The organism is Actinocrinis sp., assembly GCF_035605935.1.
GTDB lineage: Bacteria > Actinomycetota > Actinomycetes > Streptomycetales > Catenulisporaceae > Actinocrinis.
In genome coordinates, this window is sequence record NZ_DATNGK010000210.1 from 1 (window position 1) to 17,343 (window position 17,343).

At 68.8% G+C, this 17,343-nt stretch carries 14 protein-coding genes; 4 read left to right on the forward strand and 10 right to left on the reverse strand.

All coding sequences use genetic code 11. The annotated features are described in order from the left end of the window. From VN779_RS16760 to rsmI, 7 genes are all read right to left on the reverse strand, one after another. Window positions 1–204: hypothetical protein (locus tag VN779_RS16760; RefSeq protein ID WP_325724320.1), on the reverse strand; the 204-nt coding region annotated here is incomplete at its 3' end. 155 nt (window positions 205–359) lie between these two features. Further along, window positions 360–1,322 (reverse strand): 4-(cytidine 5'-diphospho)-2-C-methyl-D-erythritol kinase, encoded by a 963-nt coding sequence (locus VN779_RS16765; protein ID WP_325724322.1) that lies wholly within the window; start codon window positions 1,320–1,322, stop codon window positions 360–362. Between the two features lie 5 nt (window positions 1,323–1,327). Continuing rightward, on the reverse strand, window positions 1,328–2,254 hold the full coding sequence (gene rsmA / locus VN779_RS16770; RefSeq protein WP_414639690.1) for a 16S rRNA (adenine(1518)-N(6)/adenine(1519)-N(6))-dimethyltransferase RsmA: 927 nt from the start codon (window positions 2,252–2,254) through the stop codon (window positions 1,328–1,330). Further along, window positions 2,251–3,975, reverse strand: a complete 1,725-nt coding sequence (locus VN779_RS16775) for a ubiquitin-like domain-containing protein (RefSeq protein WP_325724326.1) — start codon at window positions 3,973–3,975, stop codon at window positions 2,251–2,253. The genes rsmA and VN779_RS16775 overlap by 4 nt, the downstream gene beginning before the upstream one ends. 400 nt (window positions 3,976–4,375) lie before the next feature. After that, window positions 4,376–5,296, reverse strand: coding sequence for a TatD family hydrolase (locus VN779_RS16780; protein ID WP_325724328.1), 921 nt, complete (start codon window positions 5,294–5,296; stop codon window positions 4,376–4,378). Continuing rightward, on the reverse strand, window positions 5,293–6,921 hold the full coding sequence (metG, locus tag VN779_RS16785) for a methionine--tRNA ligase (RefSeq protein WP_325724330.1): 1,629 nt from the start codon (window positions 6,919–6,921) through the stop codon (window positions 5,293–5,295). Before metG ends, VN779_RS16780 begins: the two co-directional genes overlap by 4 nt. 58 nt (window positions 6,922–6,979) lie before the next feature. Next, entirely contained in the window at window positions 6,980–7,837 is an 858-nt protein-coding gene (gene rsmI, locus VN779_RS16790; protein ID WP_349260832.1) for a 16S rRNA (cytidine(1402)-2'-O)-methyltransferase, read from the reverse strand. Window positions 7,838–7,948: 111 nt separating this feature from the next. Here rsmI and VN779_RS16795 point away from each other — a divergent pair, with 111 nt between their 5' ends. After that, on the forward strand, window positions 7,949–9,823 hold the full coding sequence (locus VN779_RS16795) for a dolichyl-phosphate-mannose--protein mannosyltransferase (RefSeq protein ID WP_325724333.1): 1,875 nt from the start codon (window positions 7,949–7,951) through the stop codon (window positions 9,821–9,823). A 19-nt stretch (window positions 9,824–9,842) separates the two neighbouring features. On the opposite strand, the gene VN779_RS16800 is transcribed toward VN779_RS16795, so the two are convergent. Together VN779_RS16800 and VN779_RS16805 are read right to left on the reverse strand one after the other, a co-directional pair. Further along, window positions 9,843–10,241 carry a hypothetical protein gene (locus VN779_RS16800; RefSeq protein ID WP_325724335.1) on the reverse strand — a complete coding sequence of 133 codons (399 nt, stop codon included), beginning with the start codon at window positions 10,239–10,241 and terminating at the stop codon, window positions 9,843–9,845. A gap of 130 nt (window positions 10,242–10,371) precedes the next feature. Beyond that, on the reverse strand, window positions 10,372–11,364 hold the full coding sequence (locus tag VN779_RS16805) for a hypothetical protein (protein ID WP_325724337.1): 993 nt from the start codon (window positions 11,362–11,364) through the stop codon (window positions 10,372–10,374). Window positions 11,365–11,831: 467 nt separating this feature from the next. Here VN779_RS16805 and VN779_RS16810 point away from each other — a divergent pair, with 467 nt between their 5' ends. The 3 genes from VN779_RS16810 (at window position 11,832) to VN779_RS16820 (ending at window position 16,827) form a co-directional block, all read left to right on the forward strand. Beyond that, window positions 11,832–12,857, forward strand: coding sequence for a LacI family DNA-binding transcriptional regulator (locus VN779_RS16810; RefSeq protein ID WP_325724339.1), 1,026 nt, complete (start codon window positions 11,832–11,834; stop codon window positions 12,855–12,857). Between the two features lie 102 nt (window positions 12,858–12,959). Beyond that, the gene (locus VN779_RS16815) at window positions 12,960–14,990 is read left to right on the forward strand and encodes a TIM-barrel domain-containing protein (RefSeq protein WP_325724341.1); all 2,031 of its coding nucleotides are present in this window, start codon (window positions 12,960–12,962) and stop codon (window positions 14,988–14,990) included. Window positions 14,991–15,030: 40 nt separating this feature from the next. After that, window positions 15,031–16,827, forward strand: coding sequence for an ABC-F family ATP-binding cassette domain-containing protein (locus VN779_RS16820; protein ID WP_325724342.1), 1,797 nt, complete (start codon window positions 15,031–15,033; stop codon window positions 16,825–16,827). A gap of 296 nt (window positions 16,828–17,123) precedes the next feature. Here VN779_RS16820 and VN779_RS16825 read toward each other — a convergent pair. After that, window positions 17,124–17,343: HNH endonuclease signature motif containing protein (locus VN779_RS16825; RefSeq protein ID WP_325724344.1), on the reverse strand; the 220-nt coding region annotated here is incomplete at its 5' end.

A 17,343-nucleotide genomic window follows, 5' to 3' on the forward strand; every position in this document is an offset into this window, starting at 1 on the left:
CTGCACACGGACAGACTTGCTCGCCGGGCTGCTGAAGGTCTTGAATTCCGACGCCGCCCCGGCGCCGGTTACGAAGCTGGTGCCGTGCGCCGCGGGCGCGTGCCGCGATGAGGCTGGCGTGGTGGCCGCGGACGCGTTGACAGGCAGAAATGCCGCGCCGGCCGCTATGGCTGCGACGGGCACGGCGAAACGACGAAGGTACATCCCCCCGGCTTTCTCTGAAAGTACTGATAGACGTACTGCAGGGCGAGAATACGCGATCGCGCTTAAACGAATAAGTTAGTTGCCGTAACGAGTCCGCTACAGACGAATCCCTGACGCAGATCCCTTACTCTGACGCAGATCCCTTACTCGGGCGGCTACCGCACGTTCGAGACCAGCGCGCCGGAGACCGGGCCGCGGGCCCGGCGCACCGCGCGGCACAGGCCGCTGGCGCGCAACTGCTCCTCGACCTCGGCGGCGCTGAGCGGGCCGTCCACCAGGAATACCGTGGTCGGGCCGGACCCCGAGACCAGCGCACCCGCGGCGCCCGCGGCGCGGCCGGCGTCGAGCAGGTCGCCGATCTCCGGCAGCAGCTCGATCGCGGCCGGTTGCAGGTCGTTATAGAGCGCCGCGCCGATCCGGTAGGCGTCGCCGGATCTGAGCGTGGCCATCAGGTCTGGGTGCACGTTGGGCTCCGGGGTCTCGAGACGATCCCGGCGGCGTTGCAGATCGCAGGTCTCGAACACCTTCGGTGTGGACAGGCCGCCGTCGTAGACCGCGATGACCCACTCCAGTCCGGCCGCCGCAAGCACCGGGGAGATGTGCTCGCCGCGTCCGGTGCCGATGGCCGTGCCGCCGTGCAGCGCGAAGGGCACATCGCTGCCCAGGCCCGCGGCCAGATCATGCAGCTCGTCGCGACGTAGACCGGTACCCCAGAGCCGGTCGCAGGCCACGAGGGTGGCCGCGGCATCCGCTGAGCCGCCCGCCATGCCGCCGGCGACCGGAATGTCCTTACGGATCGTCAGCCGTACATCCGGCTCCACCTGCGCGTGCTCAGCGAGGCGCAGCGCCGCCTGCCAGGCGAGGTTGCGTTCGTCGTCAGGCACTCCGCTCACATCCGAGTCGCGGCGCAGCGGCTCGACGGTCAGCGACAGGCCGCGCGAGGCCCGCGCCACGATCTCGTCGTAGAGCGAGACCGCGTGAAACACGGTGACCAGCTCGTGGTAGCCGTCGGCGCGCAGTGGACCGACCGACAGCGACAGGTTGATCTTCGCGGGGACCCGGACGGTGACCGCTTCGGGACGAAACGGCCCGTCATCCCAGTCTTCCAGCGCGGTCACTCCAGTCAGCTCCCATCCAGCCCCGGCTCGCGCCCGGGGTCCGCCGCCTCGGCGTTCGCGGCCTCGGCAATCGCAGCGTACTGGTCCACGGTGAGCGCTTCGCCGCGCGCCGCCGGATCGACTCCGGCGCGGCGCAGGATCTCCTCCGCCCGCGCGGCCGAGCCCGCCCAGCCGGCCAGCGCGGCGCGCAGGGTCTTGCGGCGCTGCGCGAAGGCCGCGTCGATCACCGCGAACACCTCCTTGCGACTCGCCCGCGTCGTCGGCGGTTGCCTGCGCTCCAGCGCCACCAGACCGGATTCGACGTGCGGCGCCGGCCAGAACACGTTCTTGCCGATGGAACCGGCCCGGCGCACCGAGGCGTACCAGCGGGCCTTGACACTCGGCACCCCGTATACCCGGCTGCCCGGCTCGGACGCCAGGCGATCGGCGACCTCGGCCTGCACCATGACGAGCACCCGTTCGAGTGACGGGAACTGTTCCAGCATGTGCAGCAGCACCGGGACGGCCACGTTGTACGGCAGGTTCGCGACCAGAGCGGTCGGCGGCGGTCCGGGCAGCTCAGTCACGCGCAGAGCGTTGGCGCGCACGAGCTCGAAGCGCGGGAGGGAAGAGGGGTAGCGATCGGCGATGGTCTGCGGAAGCGCCGCGGCGAGAACCGGATCGATCTCCACGGCGACCACGCGCCGGGCCGCGCCGAGCAGCCCGAGAGTCAGCGAGCCGAGTCCGGGGCCGACCTCTACCGCTACGTCGTCAGGCTGCACATCCGCGGCGCGCACGATACGCCGGATGGTGTTCGGGTCGATGACGAAGTTCTGGCCGAGCTGCTTGGTCGGCCGCACGCCGAGCCGCTCGGCCAGCGCCCGTACATCGGCGGGGCCGAGCAACCCGGGCTCGCTGGGAGCCGGGCGCTCGTCCCCGCCGTCGTTGTTCAGCTGAACAGGAAGTGGCCGCACACCGGCCATTGTCCAGCACCGGACCGCTGGTAGAGCAATTCGGCCCGGGTGGTCTGCTCCGAGGCCGACGCGTTCGACGGCAGTCCGGAGCCGCCCAGCGAATCCCAGGTCGAGATCGAGAACTGGTAGAGCCCGTAGTAGTTGCCGCTCGGGTCCACCGAGTGCGGGTTGCCCCCGGACTCGCAGTTGGCCAGCGCCGCCCAGTTCAGGCCGGAGGCGCTACTCGGCAGCGCCTTAGTGCCGACCTTCTCCACCTCGGCGACCGGCTGCTTGGTCACCACCCGGGAGATCTCCTTCGGGGACTGCTTGACCCCGTTGATGATCTGCAGCGCGTAGGTGACCTTCGCGACGCCGTTCTGGCCGGCCGTCACGACCGTGGTCGTGCCGACGTAGCTGCTCGGGTCGTTCTGCTTGCTGGTGGTGTACGGGATCGCGACTTCCTTGACCTCGGTAGTGCCGGTGACCCGCAGGATCGAGATGGTCTCGCCCTCGGTCGGCAGTGAGGCCATGGGCACCGAGGCGGTGTCCTGGTTGGCCAGCGTTATCCCGGCTTGGCCCATCGCGTCCTGCACGGTGGCCGCGGTCGTGTCCAGCTGGTCGGTCTTGCCGTCCACTAGGAAGGTCACGTGCCGCATCGTGTACACCGCGAAGGTGCGGCCCGAGCGGCTGATCGGCGTGCCTGGGTTGACCGACACGAAGCGGGCGCCCTGGACTCGGATGCCCAGCTCCTGCATCGCCCCGCCGACGGTCGGCGCGTGCACCCATACGTGCTCGGGCGCGCCGTTGACCGAAACGGTTATCGGACGACCGTACTTGACCGTGATCGTCGAGTTGTCCGACAGCGCGGCGGCGGGTCCCGGGCTGACCAGGTCGTGGCTGCCGGTGGTGATGTTGTCCGAGCTGAGCGCGGCGCCGACCGTGCTGGCGAAGGAGTGGATCTGCCGCGTCGAGCCGTCAACCGAGATCGTGACGGTTTTCTCGAAGGCCACGTACGCGGTCACGCCGCCGAGCAGCGCCGCGAGTACCAGGCCCTGTACCGCGCGCCCGGCCCAGCCGATCTTCCGCCGTCCCGACTGCGGTTGCCGTTGCGCGCCGCCACGGGTGCGCAGGCCTTCCGGCTGTCGCTGACCCGGAACGTCGATGTCGGTCGCGGGCGTGAACGCCGCCATCCCGGCTTCTGCGTCACGGTCCGACTCCGGGCCGTCGAGTTCCGGCCGACGCGGCTTGGTGAGCAGGCGGGTGTGTCCGCGCTCTGGTTCCGGTTCGCCGTAGCCGTCAGTGCCCTCATATCCGGCGGCATAGCCCGGGTACCCGGTGTGTGCCGGGTAGTCATCGCCCACGTATGCCGGGGCGGGAAAGTCGGGCGCGGCATAGTCGGCCGAATAGTCGGCGCCGCCGTAGTTGTAGGGCTCGCCCTCGTAGGCGGTGGCAGGGTACGCATCCGACTCATGCGCGCCGGAACCGTACGACTCGGCGCGGTACTGCGCCTCGTAGTCCGCGGCATACGGGTCCGCATACTCGGCGGCGCCGTCCGCGTACGGCGCGTAAGGCTCGCCGTGCGTGGTCGGCTGGTCGTCGGCCGCGCCGGTGTTGAACGGGGGCGAATACCGCGCGGGACCGGTGAAAGAGGACGGCCAGGCGGAGGCGCCTTGGATCGGGCCGCCGCTACCCGTGCCCCGGGTCGAGCGTGATCCGCTCACTACTCTCCAGACCTCGCAGGTTCCGGTCACGGACTCCGCGACGCCCTGGAAAGCGGCGGGGGAGTGAACCGATCCGGCTACCGAGCAAGGGACTCTATTCCACTGCCGTTCATGGTCGCCATAGCCCGTTTCGGCCCCTCGGTAAAATCTGATGTCCAGTTAGTCCTATTTATGCGCCATGATTTGCGGCGATTTAGCCAGGAATGCAGCGCCTGGATTGTGGTCTTCGTCACCGAAGTCCCCGATTGGCGTAGTGCGAAGAGGCCAGGGCAAATGGTTACCGAAGTGTGGCAGTGTCCTGCGAAAAATGGCCCGGATGCGGACACGCACAGTCCGCATGGATCAGCGCAGTGTCACAAACTCGATGAAGCGAGGCCTGACGCCCCGTCGGCGAACTCCGTCAGCGAAGCCCGAACACGCGTCGCGTATTGGCGTCGATCGCCGCGCACAATTCCGCCACGTCCATCCCGCGCGTCTCAGCCATCGATCGCACTGTGTGCGGGATCAGGTACGGAGCGTTCGGACGCCCGCGGTACGGCACCGGCGTGAGGAACGGGGCATCCGTCTCGACCAGAATCAGATCGAGCGGCGCGGCGCGCAACGCTTCCCGCAGCGTCTCGTTCGCCTTGAAGGTGACCGGACCGGCGAACGACATGACGTAGCCGCGCTCGGCGCACACCTTCGCCATCGCCGCGTCGCCGGAGTAACAGTGGAAGACGACCCGTTCCGGCGCGCCCTCCTCCTCCAGGATCCGCAGCACGTCCTCGTGCGCGTCGCGGTCATGGATCACCAGCGCCTTGCCGTGCCGCTTGGCGATCTCGATGTGCCGCCGGAACGACTCCTGCTGCGCCGCCACCCCCTCGGGCCCGGTCCGGAAGTAGTCGAGACCGGTTTCGCCGACCCCAACCACTTGCGCAAGCGCCGCCAGCTCGTCAATGCGCGCCAGCGCCGCCTCCAGAGCGGCTGAGCCGCCAGGCGCCCGATGCTGCCGGCTCCAGCCGTCGACGTCGCCGAGGACCAACCGTGGTCCCTCGTTCGGGTGTAGCGCCACGGTCGGGTGGATTTCCGGGTGCTGTTCGGCCGTCTGTACCGCCCATTCGGAGGAGGGCACATCACAGCCCACCTGAATCAGCGTCGTGACGTTGACCGAGGCGGACAGCCGCAGCGACTCCTCGACACTGCGGTCCTGCATGTCGAGATGCGTGTGGCTGTCGGCCACCGGCAGCGGCAACGCCTCGGGCGCGGGCGGAGCAACGTCCTGCCCCCGCGCCCTATCGCGAATGCGGCCCTGCTTCTCGCTGTTGCCGTTGTTCGCACTCACGCCGCTGACGGCTCCTCCAGCCGCGGGAAGAGCACTGCGCCCTTGGTGACCGTGGAACCGGCCGGCAGCAGGCCCCAGCGGCCCGCGTCCGGCACCCGCTGCTCGGCCAGCGCGCCCAGCGTGGCCTGCGCGCCGAGCGAGTCCCAGAGCGCGGCCGACGACTTCGGCATCACCGGATTCAGCAGCACGGCCACCGCTCGCAGCGACTCGGCCGCCGTGTAGAGGATCGTGGCCAGCCGCGCCTGCGCCGCCGGGTCCTCGCCCTTGGCCACCTTCCACGGCTCCTGCTCGGTCAAATAGCCGTTGACCAGCTTGATGAAGTCGAACACCGCCGCGATGCCGCCCTGGAAGTCCAGCGCGCCCACCTTCTCGTCCGCGCTCGCCACCGTCGCCGCCAGCGCGTCCACGATCGCCTGCTCGGCCGGGCCGTGGTCGGTCGCCTCCGGCAGCACCCCGCCGAAGTACTTGCCGACCATCGCGGCCACCCGCGAGGCCAGGTTCCCGTAGTCGTTGGCCAGTTCAGAGGTGTACCGCGCGGACATGTCCTCCCAGGAGAACGAGCCGTCCTGGCCGAACGGGATGGCGCGCATGAAGTAGTACCGGAACGCGTCCGAGCCGAAGTGGTCGGTGATCTGGTGTGGCGCGATGCCGGTCAGTTTCGACTTCGACATCTTCTCGCCGCCGACCAGCAGCCAGCCGTGCCCGAACACCTGCTTCGGCAGCGGCAGCCCGGCGGCCAGCAGCATGGCCGGCCAGATGACCGCGTGGAAGCGCAGGATGTCCTTGCCGACCAGGTGCACATCGGCTGGCCAGGTGCGCTCGAACTTCTCCTTGTCCGCGGCTGACGGGGAGTCAAGCCCGACCGCGGTCGCGTAGTTGAGCAGCGCGTCGATCCAGACGTAAAGCACGTGCTTCGGGTCCCAGGGGATCGGGATGCCCCAGTCGAACGAGGAACGCGAGATCGACAGGTCCTGCAGGCCCTGCTTGACGAACGAGACCACCTCGTTGCGGGCCGAGGCGGGCTGGATGAAGTCCGGGTGCGCCTCGTAGTGCTCCAGCAACCGCTCGGTGTACGCGGACATCCGGAAGAAGTAGTTCTCCTCCGCGATGTACTCGACCGGCGTGCCGTGGATGGCGCAGACCTTCTGGCCCGCGTACTGGCCCTCGCCGTCGATCAGCTCGCCCGGCAGCTTGAACTCCTCGCAGCCGACGCAGTACGGGCCCTCGTACGAGCCCTTGTACACCTCGCCGGCGTCGTAAAGCCGCTGCCAGAACTCCTGGACCCGCTCGGTGTGCCGCTTCTCGGTGGTGCGGATGAAGTCGTCGTTCGCCGCGTCGATCGTGACCAGCGCGGGCTTCCAGGCCGACTCGACCAGCCGGTCGGTCCACTCCTGCGGCGTGGTGCCGTTGGCCTCGGCCGTGCGCATGACCTTCTGGCCGTGTTCGTCGGTCCCGGTGAGGAACCACACGGACTCGCCGCGCTGGCGGTGCCAACGCGTGAGGACGTCACCGGCCGTGGTCGTGTAGGCGTGCCCGATGTGCGGCGCGTCGTTCACGTAGTAGATCGGCGTGGTGACGTAGAAGGTCTTGTCCCCGGAGCCCGGGGCGTCGCTGCCAGAAGCCATGCACAAATCCTAACGGGGCCATTCGCCCCTTCCGGCACGGTTTTCCACAGGCAGGCGCTCATCCGGTCGAAGACTGCGCCTGCGACTCCTCCTTCGCGGCAACCACCGCATCGAACACCGCCCGCTTCGGCACGCCGGTCTCCGCCGCCACTGCCGCGATCGCCGCCTTACGGTGCTCGCCCCGCGCCTCCCGCGCGGCCACCAGAGCCGCCAACTCGCTGGGCGTCGTGTCCTCGGCGCGCTTCGGAGCGGCGCCCGCGACCACGACCGTGATCTCCCCGCGCACTCCCTCGGCCGCCCACGCCGCCAGTTCGCCGAGCGGCCCGCGCCGTACCTCTTCGTATGTCTTCGTCAGCTCGCGGCATACCGCGGCCGGCCGGTCCGCGCCGAACGCGTCAGCCATCGCCGTGAGAGTTTCACCGAGCCGGTGCGGAGCCTCGAAGTAGACCATCGTGCGCGGCTCGGCGGCATTGGCGGCCAACGTGCGGGCCCGTTCCCCGCCCTTACGCGGCAGAAATCCCTCGAAGCAGAACCGGTCCACCGGAAGTCCGGAAAGCGCCAAAGCCGTGAGCACCGCCGAGGGGCCGGGCACCGCGGTCACCCGCACACCGGCCGCGACCGCCGCCGTGACCAGGCGAAAGCCGGGGTCTGATACCGACGGCATGCCGGCGTCCGTGACCAGCAGCACCCGAGCGCCCGCAAGCAGCCGCGCGACCAAGTCCGGCGTGCGGGCGCTCTCGTTCGCCTCAAAGTACGACACGACACGCCCGGCCGGCTCGACCCCGAGTTCCTGGGTCAGCCGCCGCAGCCGCCTGGTGTCCTCAGCTGCGATGACGTCCGCGGCGGCGAGTTCCGCGGCCAGCCGGGCCGGGGCGTCGGCGGGATCGCCGATCGGGGTGCCGGCCAGCACGAGCATGCCGGGGCTGTCCTGCGCGGACGAGTCCGAGTACAAAAACGGACGATCAGGTTTCACGAATCCATCGTCCCCTGGTGCGCGGTGCGGGGGCCAATCCGTACGATGGCCCGCGTGACCAGCGACCTGCAGAGCGACAACGCAGCCGAACTGCCCGACTGGCCGGAGCCCGGGAGCCCGGCCGAGGAGCTCGGCGGCGCGCCCCGGCGCGGCGAGGACGCGCCAGGCACCGCGACCACGGACGGCGAGGCGCAGTTCGAGGGCGAAGCGGAGGCCTGGCCGGAGGCAGCGCCCTTCGAAACGCCCTGGCGACGCCGAATGCGCCGCGGCTGGGAACGCGGGCGGGTGTGGTACCGCACAAGCGGCACGCCGCAGCCCGATCCGCGCGCCCCGCTGCGTGACCGGCTGGTGCCGCCGTTCTATCCGGAGTTCTTCCGCGGCGCCGGCTGGATCCTGCCGCTGGCGATCACCGTGATCGGCGGCGTGCTGCGGTTCTGGAACCTGGTGTGGCCCAACTCAGTGATCTTCGACGAGACGTACTACGCCAAGGACGCCTGGTCGATGTGGATCTACGGCTGGGAGCACGGCTGGGACCCGGCCAGCAACGGCTCGGTGGCCAACGGCAAGCTGGTCGGTCCCGGAACCTTCGGCCACAGCGGCGTGGCGGACTTCAGCTGCTCGTCCGGCTGCCAGGAATTCGTCGCGCACCCGCCGTTCGGCAAGTGGGTGATCGGCGCCGGTGAGCAGGTCTGGGGCCTGAACCCGGTCGGCTGGCGGCTGATGGAGGCGGTGCTCGGCACGCTGGCGATCTTCATCATCGCCCGGGTCGCGCGCCGGATGTTCCGCTCGACCCTGATGGGCTGCATCGCCGGGCTGCTGTTCTCCTTTGACGGCCTCGCGTTCGTGATGGCCCGCACCGCGCTGCTCGACGGCATCCAGATGTTCTTCATCCTCGGCGGCTTCGCGGCGCTGCTGGTCGATCGGGACAAGACCCGGGCGAAATTCGCCGACTGGCGCGAGGAACACGCGGTCACCGCGCTGCTTGCGATGAAGGAACGCGGTCCCAAGCTCGGTTTCCGGCCCTGGCGCTGGATCGCCGGCCTCTCGCTCGGCCTGGCCACCGCGACCAAGTGGAACGGGATCTTCTTCGTCGCCGTGTTCGCGATACTGACGGTGCTGTGGGACCGCGGGGCGCGCCGCGCGATCGGCGTCCGCAAGCCCTCGATGTCCACGCTGATCCGCGACGTCCCCTGGGCTTTCCTCGCGCTGCCGGTCACGGCCGCGTTCGTGTTCGTGGCCTCATACGCCGGCTGGTTCTTCAACACGGGCAACGGCGGCGGCTACAACCGGTTCTGGGCGAGCTCGCACCCCTCGAACTTCTGGCCGACCTGGACGAACCCCTTCCGCTCGCTGTGGAACTACGTCGACCAGCAGTACGGCTTCAACTCCAACCTACAGACCCCGCACCCGTACCAGTCGAACCCGTGGTCCTGGTTCGTCATGGGCCGCCCGGTCGCCTTCTACTACGAGGCGCCGAAGACCGGTCAGCAGGGCTGCACCCCGTCGATGGGCACCTGCTCCGCCGAGGTGCTGGCGCTCGGCAACCCGCTGCTGTGGTGGTTCGCGACCGGGGCGATCCTGTTCCTGTTCTGGCGCTGGATCGGCCGGCGGGACTGGCGCGCGGCGGCCATCCTGGCCGGGATCGCGGCCGGGGTCGGGCCGTGGTTGTGGTACGCGCAGCGCACCATCTTCTCCTTCTACGCGGTCGCCTTCCTGCCTTTCATGGTGCTCGGGGCGACGATGGCCATCGGCGCGATCCTCGGCCGCGCGGACGCCTCGCCGACCAGACGGGTCTGGGGCGCGGCGGTGTCGGGAACGCTTGTGATCGGCGTCGTGGCGCTGTTCGCGTACTTCTATCCGATCTACACCGGGCAGACGATTCCCTACACGGACTGGTCCAACCACATGTGGCTGCCGTCCTGGATCTGAGCTATCCGTCTCTCTGCCGTTATTGCACGACCAAGGTGACGTGCCAGGTGGTGCCGTTAGGGAGCTGGCTGCTCAGCGTCGTGCTCCCGTGATGTGCGCCCACGAAGACGCCCGCGGTGACGTTGACCGGCGGCGTGAGGACACCGTTGTTGCCGTATCCGATCACCGACGTGTCGGCCACGCGGATCTGGCCCCAACGCGATCCGGCCGGGGTGCCGGCGGGCGCGGTGAGGAACACGTCGAGCAGCTGACCGGCAGCCAGACAGAACGCTCCAGTGTCGGCTTCGGTGAGGCTGCCCGCCGCATGCGGGAGGGTCGCCGGTTCGGGGGCGCGGCAGGTCGGCAAGCTTTTCGGTGCCGCGGGCGCCGCGTGTGCTGAGCTTGAGGTGCAGCCCGCGGTGAGTGCGACTACGAGCATTGCGGAAGCCACGGCGGCCGTAGCGGTCAGGATGCGCGCGCGGATGGAAGGCTCCTGAGTTCCAGCCGGGTGCCGCCCGCCTTTGAGCGGACGGCACCACAGCGTTGCCGGATGGTCAATCGGTGGTCTGTCAGTGCTGGTTGGTCGCGCTGGTGTAGTAGCTGACGCAGTTGCCCGCGCCGCTCTTGTAGTTGTTGCTGAACTCAGACTGGACCGCGAAGTAGGCGCCGTTCATGCCGATGATCGTCGAGGCGCCCTGGCCGCTGGAGATCCAGGCGCACTTGTCGCCGGTCTCTTCGCCGGACGCGTCGAGCCAGCCGTTGCCCGCCTGCGGGTCGGTCAGCGTCTCGGCGTATTCGTGGCCGCCGACGATCGTGATGCCTTCCTTCGATCCGGTCACGCCGTTGGACGTAGCGACGAAGTTCGCGCCGCAGCCGCTACCCGCGTCGGTGATGTACGGAAAGTTCGTGTACGGCACGTCGGCGCCGCTCGAGCTGCTGGTCACGTCGTGCCAGGCGCAGTACTGCGTCTTGAAGCCGGAGGGCACGACGCCGTGCGGCGAGTCGACGATGATCTGGATGTTGTCGCCGGAGACGCCGAAGTGCGAGGCCGCGCGCTTGGCCTCAGCCGCCAACTGCGAGTCGGACGGCCGGCTCGGCGCGGCAGAAGCGCTGTCCAGCCAGGTGCCCCGAACCGGGTTAGAGGAGGGGTGACCGACGTGTGTGCCGGAGCTTCCGCACTGCTTGGTGCCCGTGGAGACGCCCTGGCAGTACTGGGTCTGCGAGGTGAAGTACGTGTCGCCGCTGCCGTACGCGTGCTGGAAGAAGGACAGCTGGAGCGCGGCTTCGCCCGAGGGATCGTTGCTGACCGTGGAGCCGGTGCCCCACTGGCTGCCCCAGTAGACGATGTAGACGGTCGGGGAGGTCACGATGGGGCCGCCGCCGTAGGACAGCAGCCCGCTGCCGCTGAACGCGGGGGATGCGGCGTGGCGGTGGGCCGGCGCGACGGACGTGGCCTTGTGCGAGGTGGTGCCGGACGCTGCTTGGGCCGGCGCCGAGATGGCGACCAGCGCGGCCGTGGCTGTGGCCGCTGCAAGGACACCTGTGGGTATGCGGTGGCGCATTGTCTCTCCTTGTCGAAAGACTCGCGAGTTGAGGCGTTCGCCTCGCAGACATACAAGAGACCGCAGGTGTCGCGAACAAGACGTGGTTCGCCAAGAATTCGCCGTAGCCTCGCAAAGTTCTAACCAACGATGACCATCGAACTCTGCTTCAGGCCGGCCGCCGCCGCGTTCCCGGCTCGGCGAATGTCCCCGTAGTCGACCGGTGCCTATCCGTTGGGACCGCTCGCTCAGCAGGATTATCGAAGCGCTTCGACGATCCCCATGGACATTCCCTACCTGCCCGGTCTACCCTTCATGGGCAAGACCGGGTGCGGCCCTGTCGGAGTCGAGTCGAAGCGCTTCACCAAGTAAAGCCCCACCGCTTCGGCCAGCCGACTGCCGCCATGTCCGCCCCGGCTGCTCGCCCTGTCAACCGCTCATACTGTCCGAGCCCGGATCGCACCCGCCGGGACGGCATGGAGGACTCCATGGTGACCCTGGCCGAAGTCGCTCGCCAGGCGGGCGTCTCGCCCTCCACAGTCTCCTACGTGCTCTCCCGGAAACGCTCCATTTCCGATGACACCCGGCGCAAGGTGGAGGCGGCGATCGAGTCGCTCGGCTACCACCCGCACGCGGGCGCGCGGGCGCTGGCCTCGAACCGCTCGAACATTCTGGCGCTCATGGTGCCCCTGCGCAGCGATATGTACGTACCGGTGATCATGGAGATCGCGATGGCGGTCACCACCGAGGCCCGCGAGTACGGCCAGGACGTGCTGCTGCTGACGAAGGACGAGGGCACCCGCGGCGTGCGCCGGATCGCCGGTAGCGGCCTAGCCGACGCGATGATTCTCATGGACATCGAGCTGGACGACGACCGCATCCCGGTGCTGCGTGAGACCGACACGCCGGCCGTGCTGATCGGACTACCCGCCGACCCAGCCGGTTTGGCCTGTGTGGATCTGGACTTCGAGGCCACCGGAGCCGCCTGCGCCGACCATCTGGCCGACCTCGGCCACCGTGACGTGGCGTTGATCGGCGAAGGCGAGGGCGTCTACCAGCGGCACACCGGCTTCGCCGCTCGCACGCTCACCGGCTTCCAGCGCCGCGCCGCCGAACGCGGCCTGCGCGCGATGCACCGGGCGTGCGAGGGCACGTACGAGTCCACCGCCGGGATACTGGCTCGCATTCTCGAGGAACGCCCCTCGACCACCGGCTTCGTCGTGCAGAACGAGTCAGCCATCCCGCCCCTGCTCAGCCTGCTGCGACTGTCCGGCCGCGCGGTGCCTGAGGAGACCAGCGTCGTCGCGATCTGCCCCGATCAGGTCGCGCTCCAGTCCTCGCCCCGGCTGACCAGCGTCTCCATCCCGGCCCAGGAGATGGGGCGGCGCGCGGTGCGGCTCGCCATGGCGCAGCTGGAAGGCGATCGCGCCGAGTCGATCAACCTGATTCCGCCGACCCTCACCGTGCGGGACTCGACCGCCGCCCTGGCCGCCGCCGGGTTCGCCGCCTCCTGACTTCCGATCGCAGACCCCGCCCAAGTCCGCCCGCGCCAACGGACCGAGGCGACCGCGGGGCCGTTTCCCGGCCCCACCTCTTCACGTCCGAAAGGCTCATGAATGTCTGACGAAGCGCCGCTCGCCTCGCTCGCCCATGAGGAGGGCGAGTTCCGCGCAGCCCCAGGCGGCCTGGAGTGGACCGGCCGCCAGGAGACCCTACGGATCGAGGCCTGGGGCGCCGACGCGCTGCGAGTGCGTTCCCGGGTGGGCGGACCGATCCTCGCCGACCTGCCCGGCGCGCTTGCCGCCGAGACCGCTCCGCCGCTCGATGCCGAACCCACCATCCGCATCGGTGCGCACGAGGCGACCGTCGTCAACGGCGCCGTGACCGCCACGATTTCGCTCATCGGCCGAATCTCGTTCAGCCGTACCGAGGACGGCACCGAACTGCTCGCCGAGGAGGATGCGCATTTCTGGTGGCCCGGGCCGCGACTGCGTACCGCACACGGCAACGGCTACGCGCGGCTCGAGCAGCGTTTCGCAGCGTACCCCGGCGAACGGCTGTACGGCCTCGGTCAGCACCAGCACGGCCTCTACGACCAGAAGGGCGCGGTCGTCGAGCTTGTACAGCGCAACTCAGAGGTCAGCATCCCTTTTCTGGTCTCCTCGCGCGGCTATGGCTTCCTGTGGAACAACCCGGCGATCGGCCGGGTCGAACTGGCGATCAACGGCACCCGCTGGGTCGCCGACAGTGCCCGCCAGCTCGACTACTGGATCACCGCCGGCACTCCCGCGCAGATCCAGCGCAACTATGCCGACGCCACCGGCCACGCCCCGGTCCTTCCGGAGTGGGCGGCCGGCTTCTGGCAGTGCAAGCTGCGCTACAAGTCGCAGGAGGAACTGCTCGAGGTCGCCCGCGAATACCACCGGCGCGGCTTGCCGCTCGCGGTGATCGTTGCCGACTTCTTCCACTGGACGCATCTGGGCGAGTGGCGCTTCGATCCTGCGGAGTGGCCCGACCCGCAGGCCGCGGTCAAGGAACTGGAGCAGTACGGAACCCGGCTGATGGTGTCCGTCTGGCCCTCCGTCAGCCCGCTGTCCGAGTTCCACGCGGAGATGGAGCGGCGCGGCCTGTTCATCGGCACCGAATTCGGTCCGATCGCGCACGCTGACTGGCCGGATAAGGGCATCGACAAGACGGTTCAGGTCGCCTTCTACGACGCGACCAACCCGGTGGCACGCGAGTTCGTGTGGTCAAAGATCCGTGAGAATTACCTCTCCCTGGGCATCGAGGTCTTCTGGGCTGACGCCTGCGAACCTGAACTCAAGCCGGGCTACTCAGCCAACCTGCGCTACCACGCCGGTCCGGGCCTGGAAGTCGGCAACATGTACCCGCGTGAGAACTCCCGGATGTTCCACGAGGGCATGCACACCGAGGGCCGCGGCGAGGTGGTCACCCTCAATCGTTCGGCGTGGGCCGGTTCGCAGCGGTATGGCGCGATCCTCTGGTCCGGCGACATATTCACCGACTTCGAGACGCTGCGTAAGCAGATCCCGGCCGGCCTGAACACGGCGCTGAGCGGAATTCCGTGGTGGAACACCGACATCGGCGGCTTCCACGGCGGCGACCCGACCTCGCCGGAGTACCGCGAGGTGATGGTCCGCTGGTTCCAGTTCGGCGCGTTCAGCCCGATCTTCCGGCTGCACGGCGTGCGCTCGCCCGCGACCCCGTTCGGACCGGGCATGACCGGCGCGCCCAACGAGATCTGGTCGTACGGCGAGGAAGCGGCCGAGATCATGGCCTCGTACATCGCGCTGCGTGAGCGGATCAAGCCATATGTCCTCAAGGTGATGCGCGAGGCGCACGAGAGCGGTCTCACGCCGATGCGGCCGTATTTCGTCGAGTTCCCGGACGACCCGAAGGCGTGGGAGGTCGACACGGCGTACCTGTTCGGTCCGGACCTGCTTGTCGCGCCAGTGCTTGAGGCGAACGCGCGTGCGTGGACGGTGTACCTGCCGGCAGGCGCATCGTGGCGAGACGCCTGGACCGGTCAGGACTACGACGGCGGTCAGTCAGTCATCGTCGATGCTCCGCTGGAACGCATCCCGCTCTTCCTGCGCGACGGCGCGGTACTTCCCATCGCTGAGTAACCGGTCAGAGCACACTTCGCGTCCGGGTACCGTTGCTGTCGTGGCAAACCTGGTCAACATCGAGGCCGTAAGCAAGGCGTACGGCACCCGGACGCTGCTCGACGGCGTGTCGCTCGGCATCGCGGAGGGCGACCGCATCGGTGTGGTCGGGCGCAACGGCGGCGGCAAGTCCACGCTGCTGCGCCTGCTCGCCAAGTTCGAATCGCCGGATGCCGGCCGGGTGATCCACAGCGGCTTGGTGCAGATCAATGTGGTCGGTCAGCACGACGAACTCGACCAGGCCGCCACGATCAGACAACTGTTACTGGCAGGCCTTGCAGACCACGAATGGGCTGGACAAGCCCACGTACGCGACGTGCTCACCGGCCTGCTCGGCGGCATCGGCGCCCCGATTTTCCGCGACGGACTCGACACCGTCGTCGGCCCGCTCTCCGGCGGCGAGCGCCGCCGCATCGCCCTCGCCAAGGCGCTGCTCGAAGCGGACCGCGGCGACCGGATTCTCCTGCTCGATGAGCCGACCAACCATCTCGACGTCGAGGCAATCGCCTGGCTGGCCGCCCACCTCAAGGCTCGCCGCTCCGCGCTCCTGGTCGTCACGCACGACCGCTGGTTCCTCGACGAGGTCTGTACGCAGACCTGGGAAGTGACCAACGGCCAGGTGCACTCCTACGAGGGCGGTTACTCGGCCTTCGTATTAGCTCGGGCCGAGCGCGCCCGCGTCGCCTCAGCCGATTGGGATCGCAAGCAGAATCTACTGCGCAAGGAGTTGGCCTGGCTGCGCCGCGGCGCCCCCGCGCGCACCTCGAAGCCGAAATTCCGCATCGAGGCCGCGAACGCGCTCATCGCCACCGAGCCGCCGCCGCGCGATTCGGCCGAGCTGATGGGCTTCGCCACTGCCCGCCTTGGCCGCACCGTCTACGAACTCGAAGACGTCACCTATTCAGTCGGCGCAGCCCGAACCCTCTTCGACCACGTCACCTGGCAGCTCGCACCAGGCGAGCGCATCGGCCTCGTCGGCGTCAACGGCTCGGGCAAGACCAGCTTGCTTCGCCTGCTGACCGGCACCGTCACGCCCGATTCGGGCAAGGTGGTGTCCGGCGTCACCGTCAAGCCCGCGTTGCTCTCCCAGGAGATCACCGAAATTCCTCCGGACACGCGCGTCCTCAAGGCGGTCGAGGACGTGCGCGCCGCCATCGATCTGGGCAAGGGCCGTACCCTGACGGCCTCTCAACTGCTTGAGCGCTTCGGCTTCCCGGGCGAAAAGCAGTGGACCCCGGTCGGCGACCTGTCCGGCGGCGAGCGGCGACGGCTGCAACTGCTGCGGCTGCTCATGGACGAGCCGAACGTGCTGCTGCTCGACGAACCGACCAACGATCTGGACATCGACACGCTCACCGCGCTCGAAGACCTGCTCGACGGCTGGCCGGGCTCGCTGATCGTGGTCTCACACGACCGTTACTTCCTCGAGCGCACCACCGACCGGATCGCCGCGCTGCTCGGCGACGGCAAGATCAGGATGTTGCCAGGTGGCGTCGATCAGTACCTCCAGCGGCGCGCCGAGGTGGTCGCTGCGGCCGAGGTAACCCAGCAACGGGCCAAAGCAGGAACCGCGGAATCGGGCCCTCCAAGTGCTCGCGACCAGCGCGCCTCGCAGAAGGAGATGGCCCGCATCGAGCGGCAGCTCGACAAGATCTCGGCGCGCGAGGCGCAGTTGCACGAGCAGATGGCGCAGTCCGCGACGGATTACGAGGCCATCGGCAAGCTCGACGCCGAACTACGCGACCTCGCCGCCGAGCGCGAACGCCTCGAAGAACAATGGCTGGCGCTCGCCGAGTGACCCGCACATTTCGAGCGTGCTCAGAAAAGCCATAGGTCGCCTGAATTTTTCATTCCCCACCCTCGAGCCGCCGGCCGCCGTCCTGCTTTTCCCCAATAAACCCCCGCGATGACATCTCCGCTACGCGGCTGGAGTGCAGCGGCGAGTCTCGTTTACAGCGGCTCTTGGCCACAGACGTCCTTGCGCGCTGGGGGTCTCGCGATAGCTTCGCCGACGGCGGTTGCGGGTAACGCGGGACACGCGTGCACGGATTTTTCAGAAAAGCGGGTACCAGCGGACCCGCCGGTTCTCCCGTGTTACGCCGCATAGGGTTCCGCTCGCGTGAGGTAGCGGTGTCCGGTCGGTGCGCTCCACACCACCTCTCCCTCACTGCCACGCTGCACTTTCCAGGTTCCGGCGGTCTTGAGCCGGTGGTGCCTGCGGCACAGCGCGTGCAGGTTCTGCGGGACCGTCGCGCCGCCTGCTTTCGGATCACGGTGGTTGAACGGTGCGATGTGGTCCAGATCGCAGCGTGCC

Coding starts and splice junctions, on each gene's coding strand:
- metG (WP_325724330.1), bottom strand. CDS start 6,921: ATGGCTTCTGGCAGCGACGCCCCGGGCTCCGGGGACAAGACCTTCTAC.
- rsmI (WP_349260832.1), bottom strand. CDS start 7,837: ATGCTCGTGCTGGCCGGCACCCCGATCGGCGATCCCGCCGACGCCCCG.
- VN779_RS16800 (WP_325724335.1), bottom strand. CDS start 10,241: ATGCTCGTAGTCGCACTCACCGCGGGCTGCACCTCAAGCTCAGCACAC.
- VN779_RS16805 (WP_325724337.1), bottom strand. CDS start 11,364: ATGCGCCACCGCATACCCACAGGTGTCCTTGCAGCGGCCACAGCCACG.
- VN779_RS16810 (WP_325724339.1), top strand. CDS start 11,832: ATGGTGACCCTGGCCGAAGTCGCTCGCCAGGCGGGCGTCTCGCCCTCC.
- VN779_RS16815 (WP_325724341.1), top strand. CDS start 12,960: ATGTCTGACGAAGCGCCGCTCGCCTCGCTCGCCCATGAGGAGGGCGAG.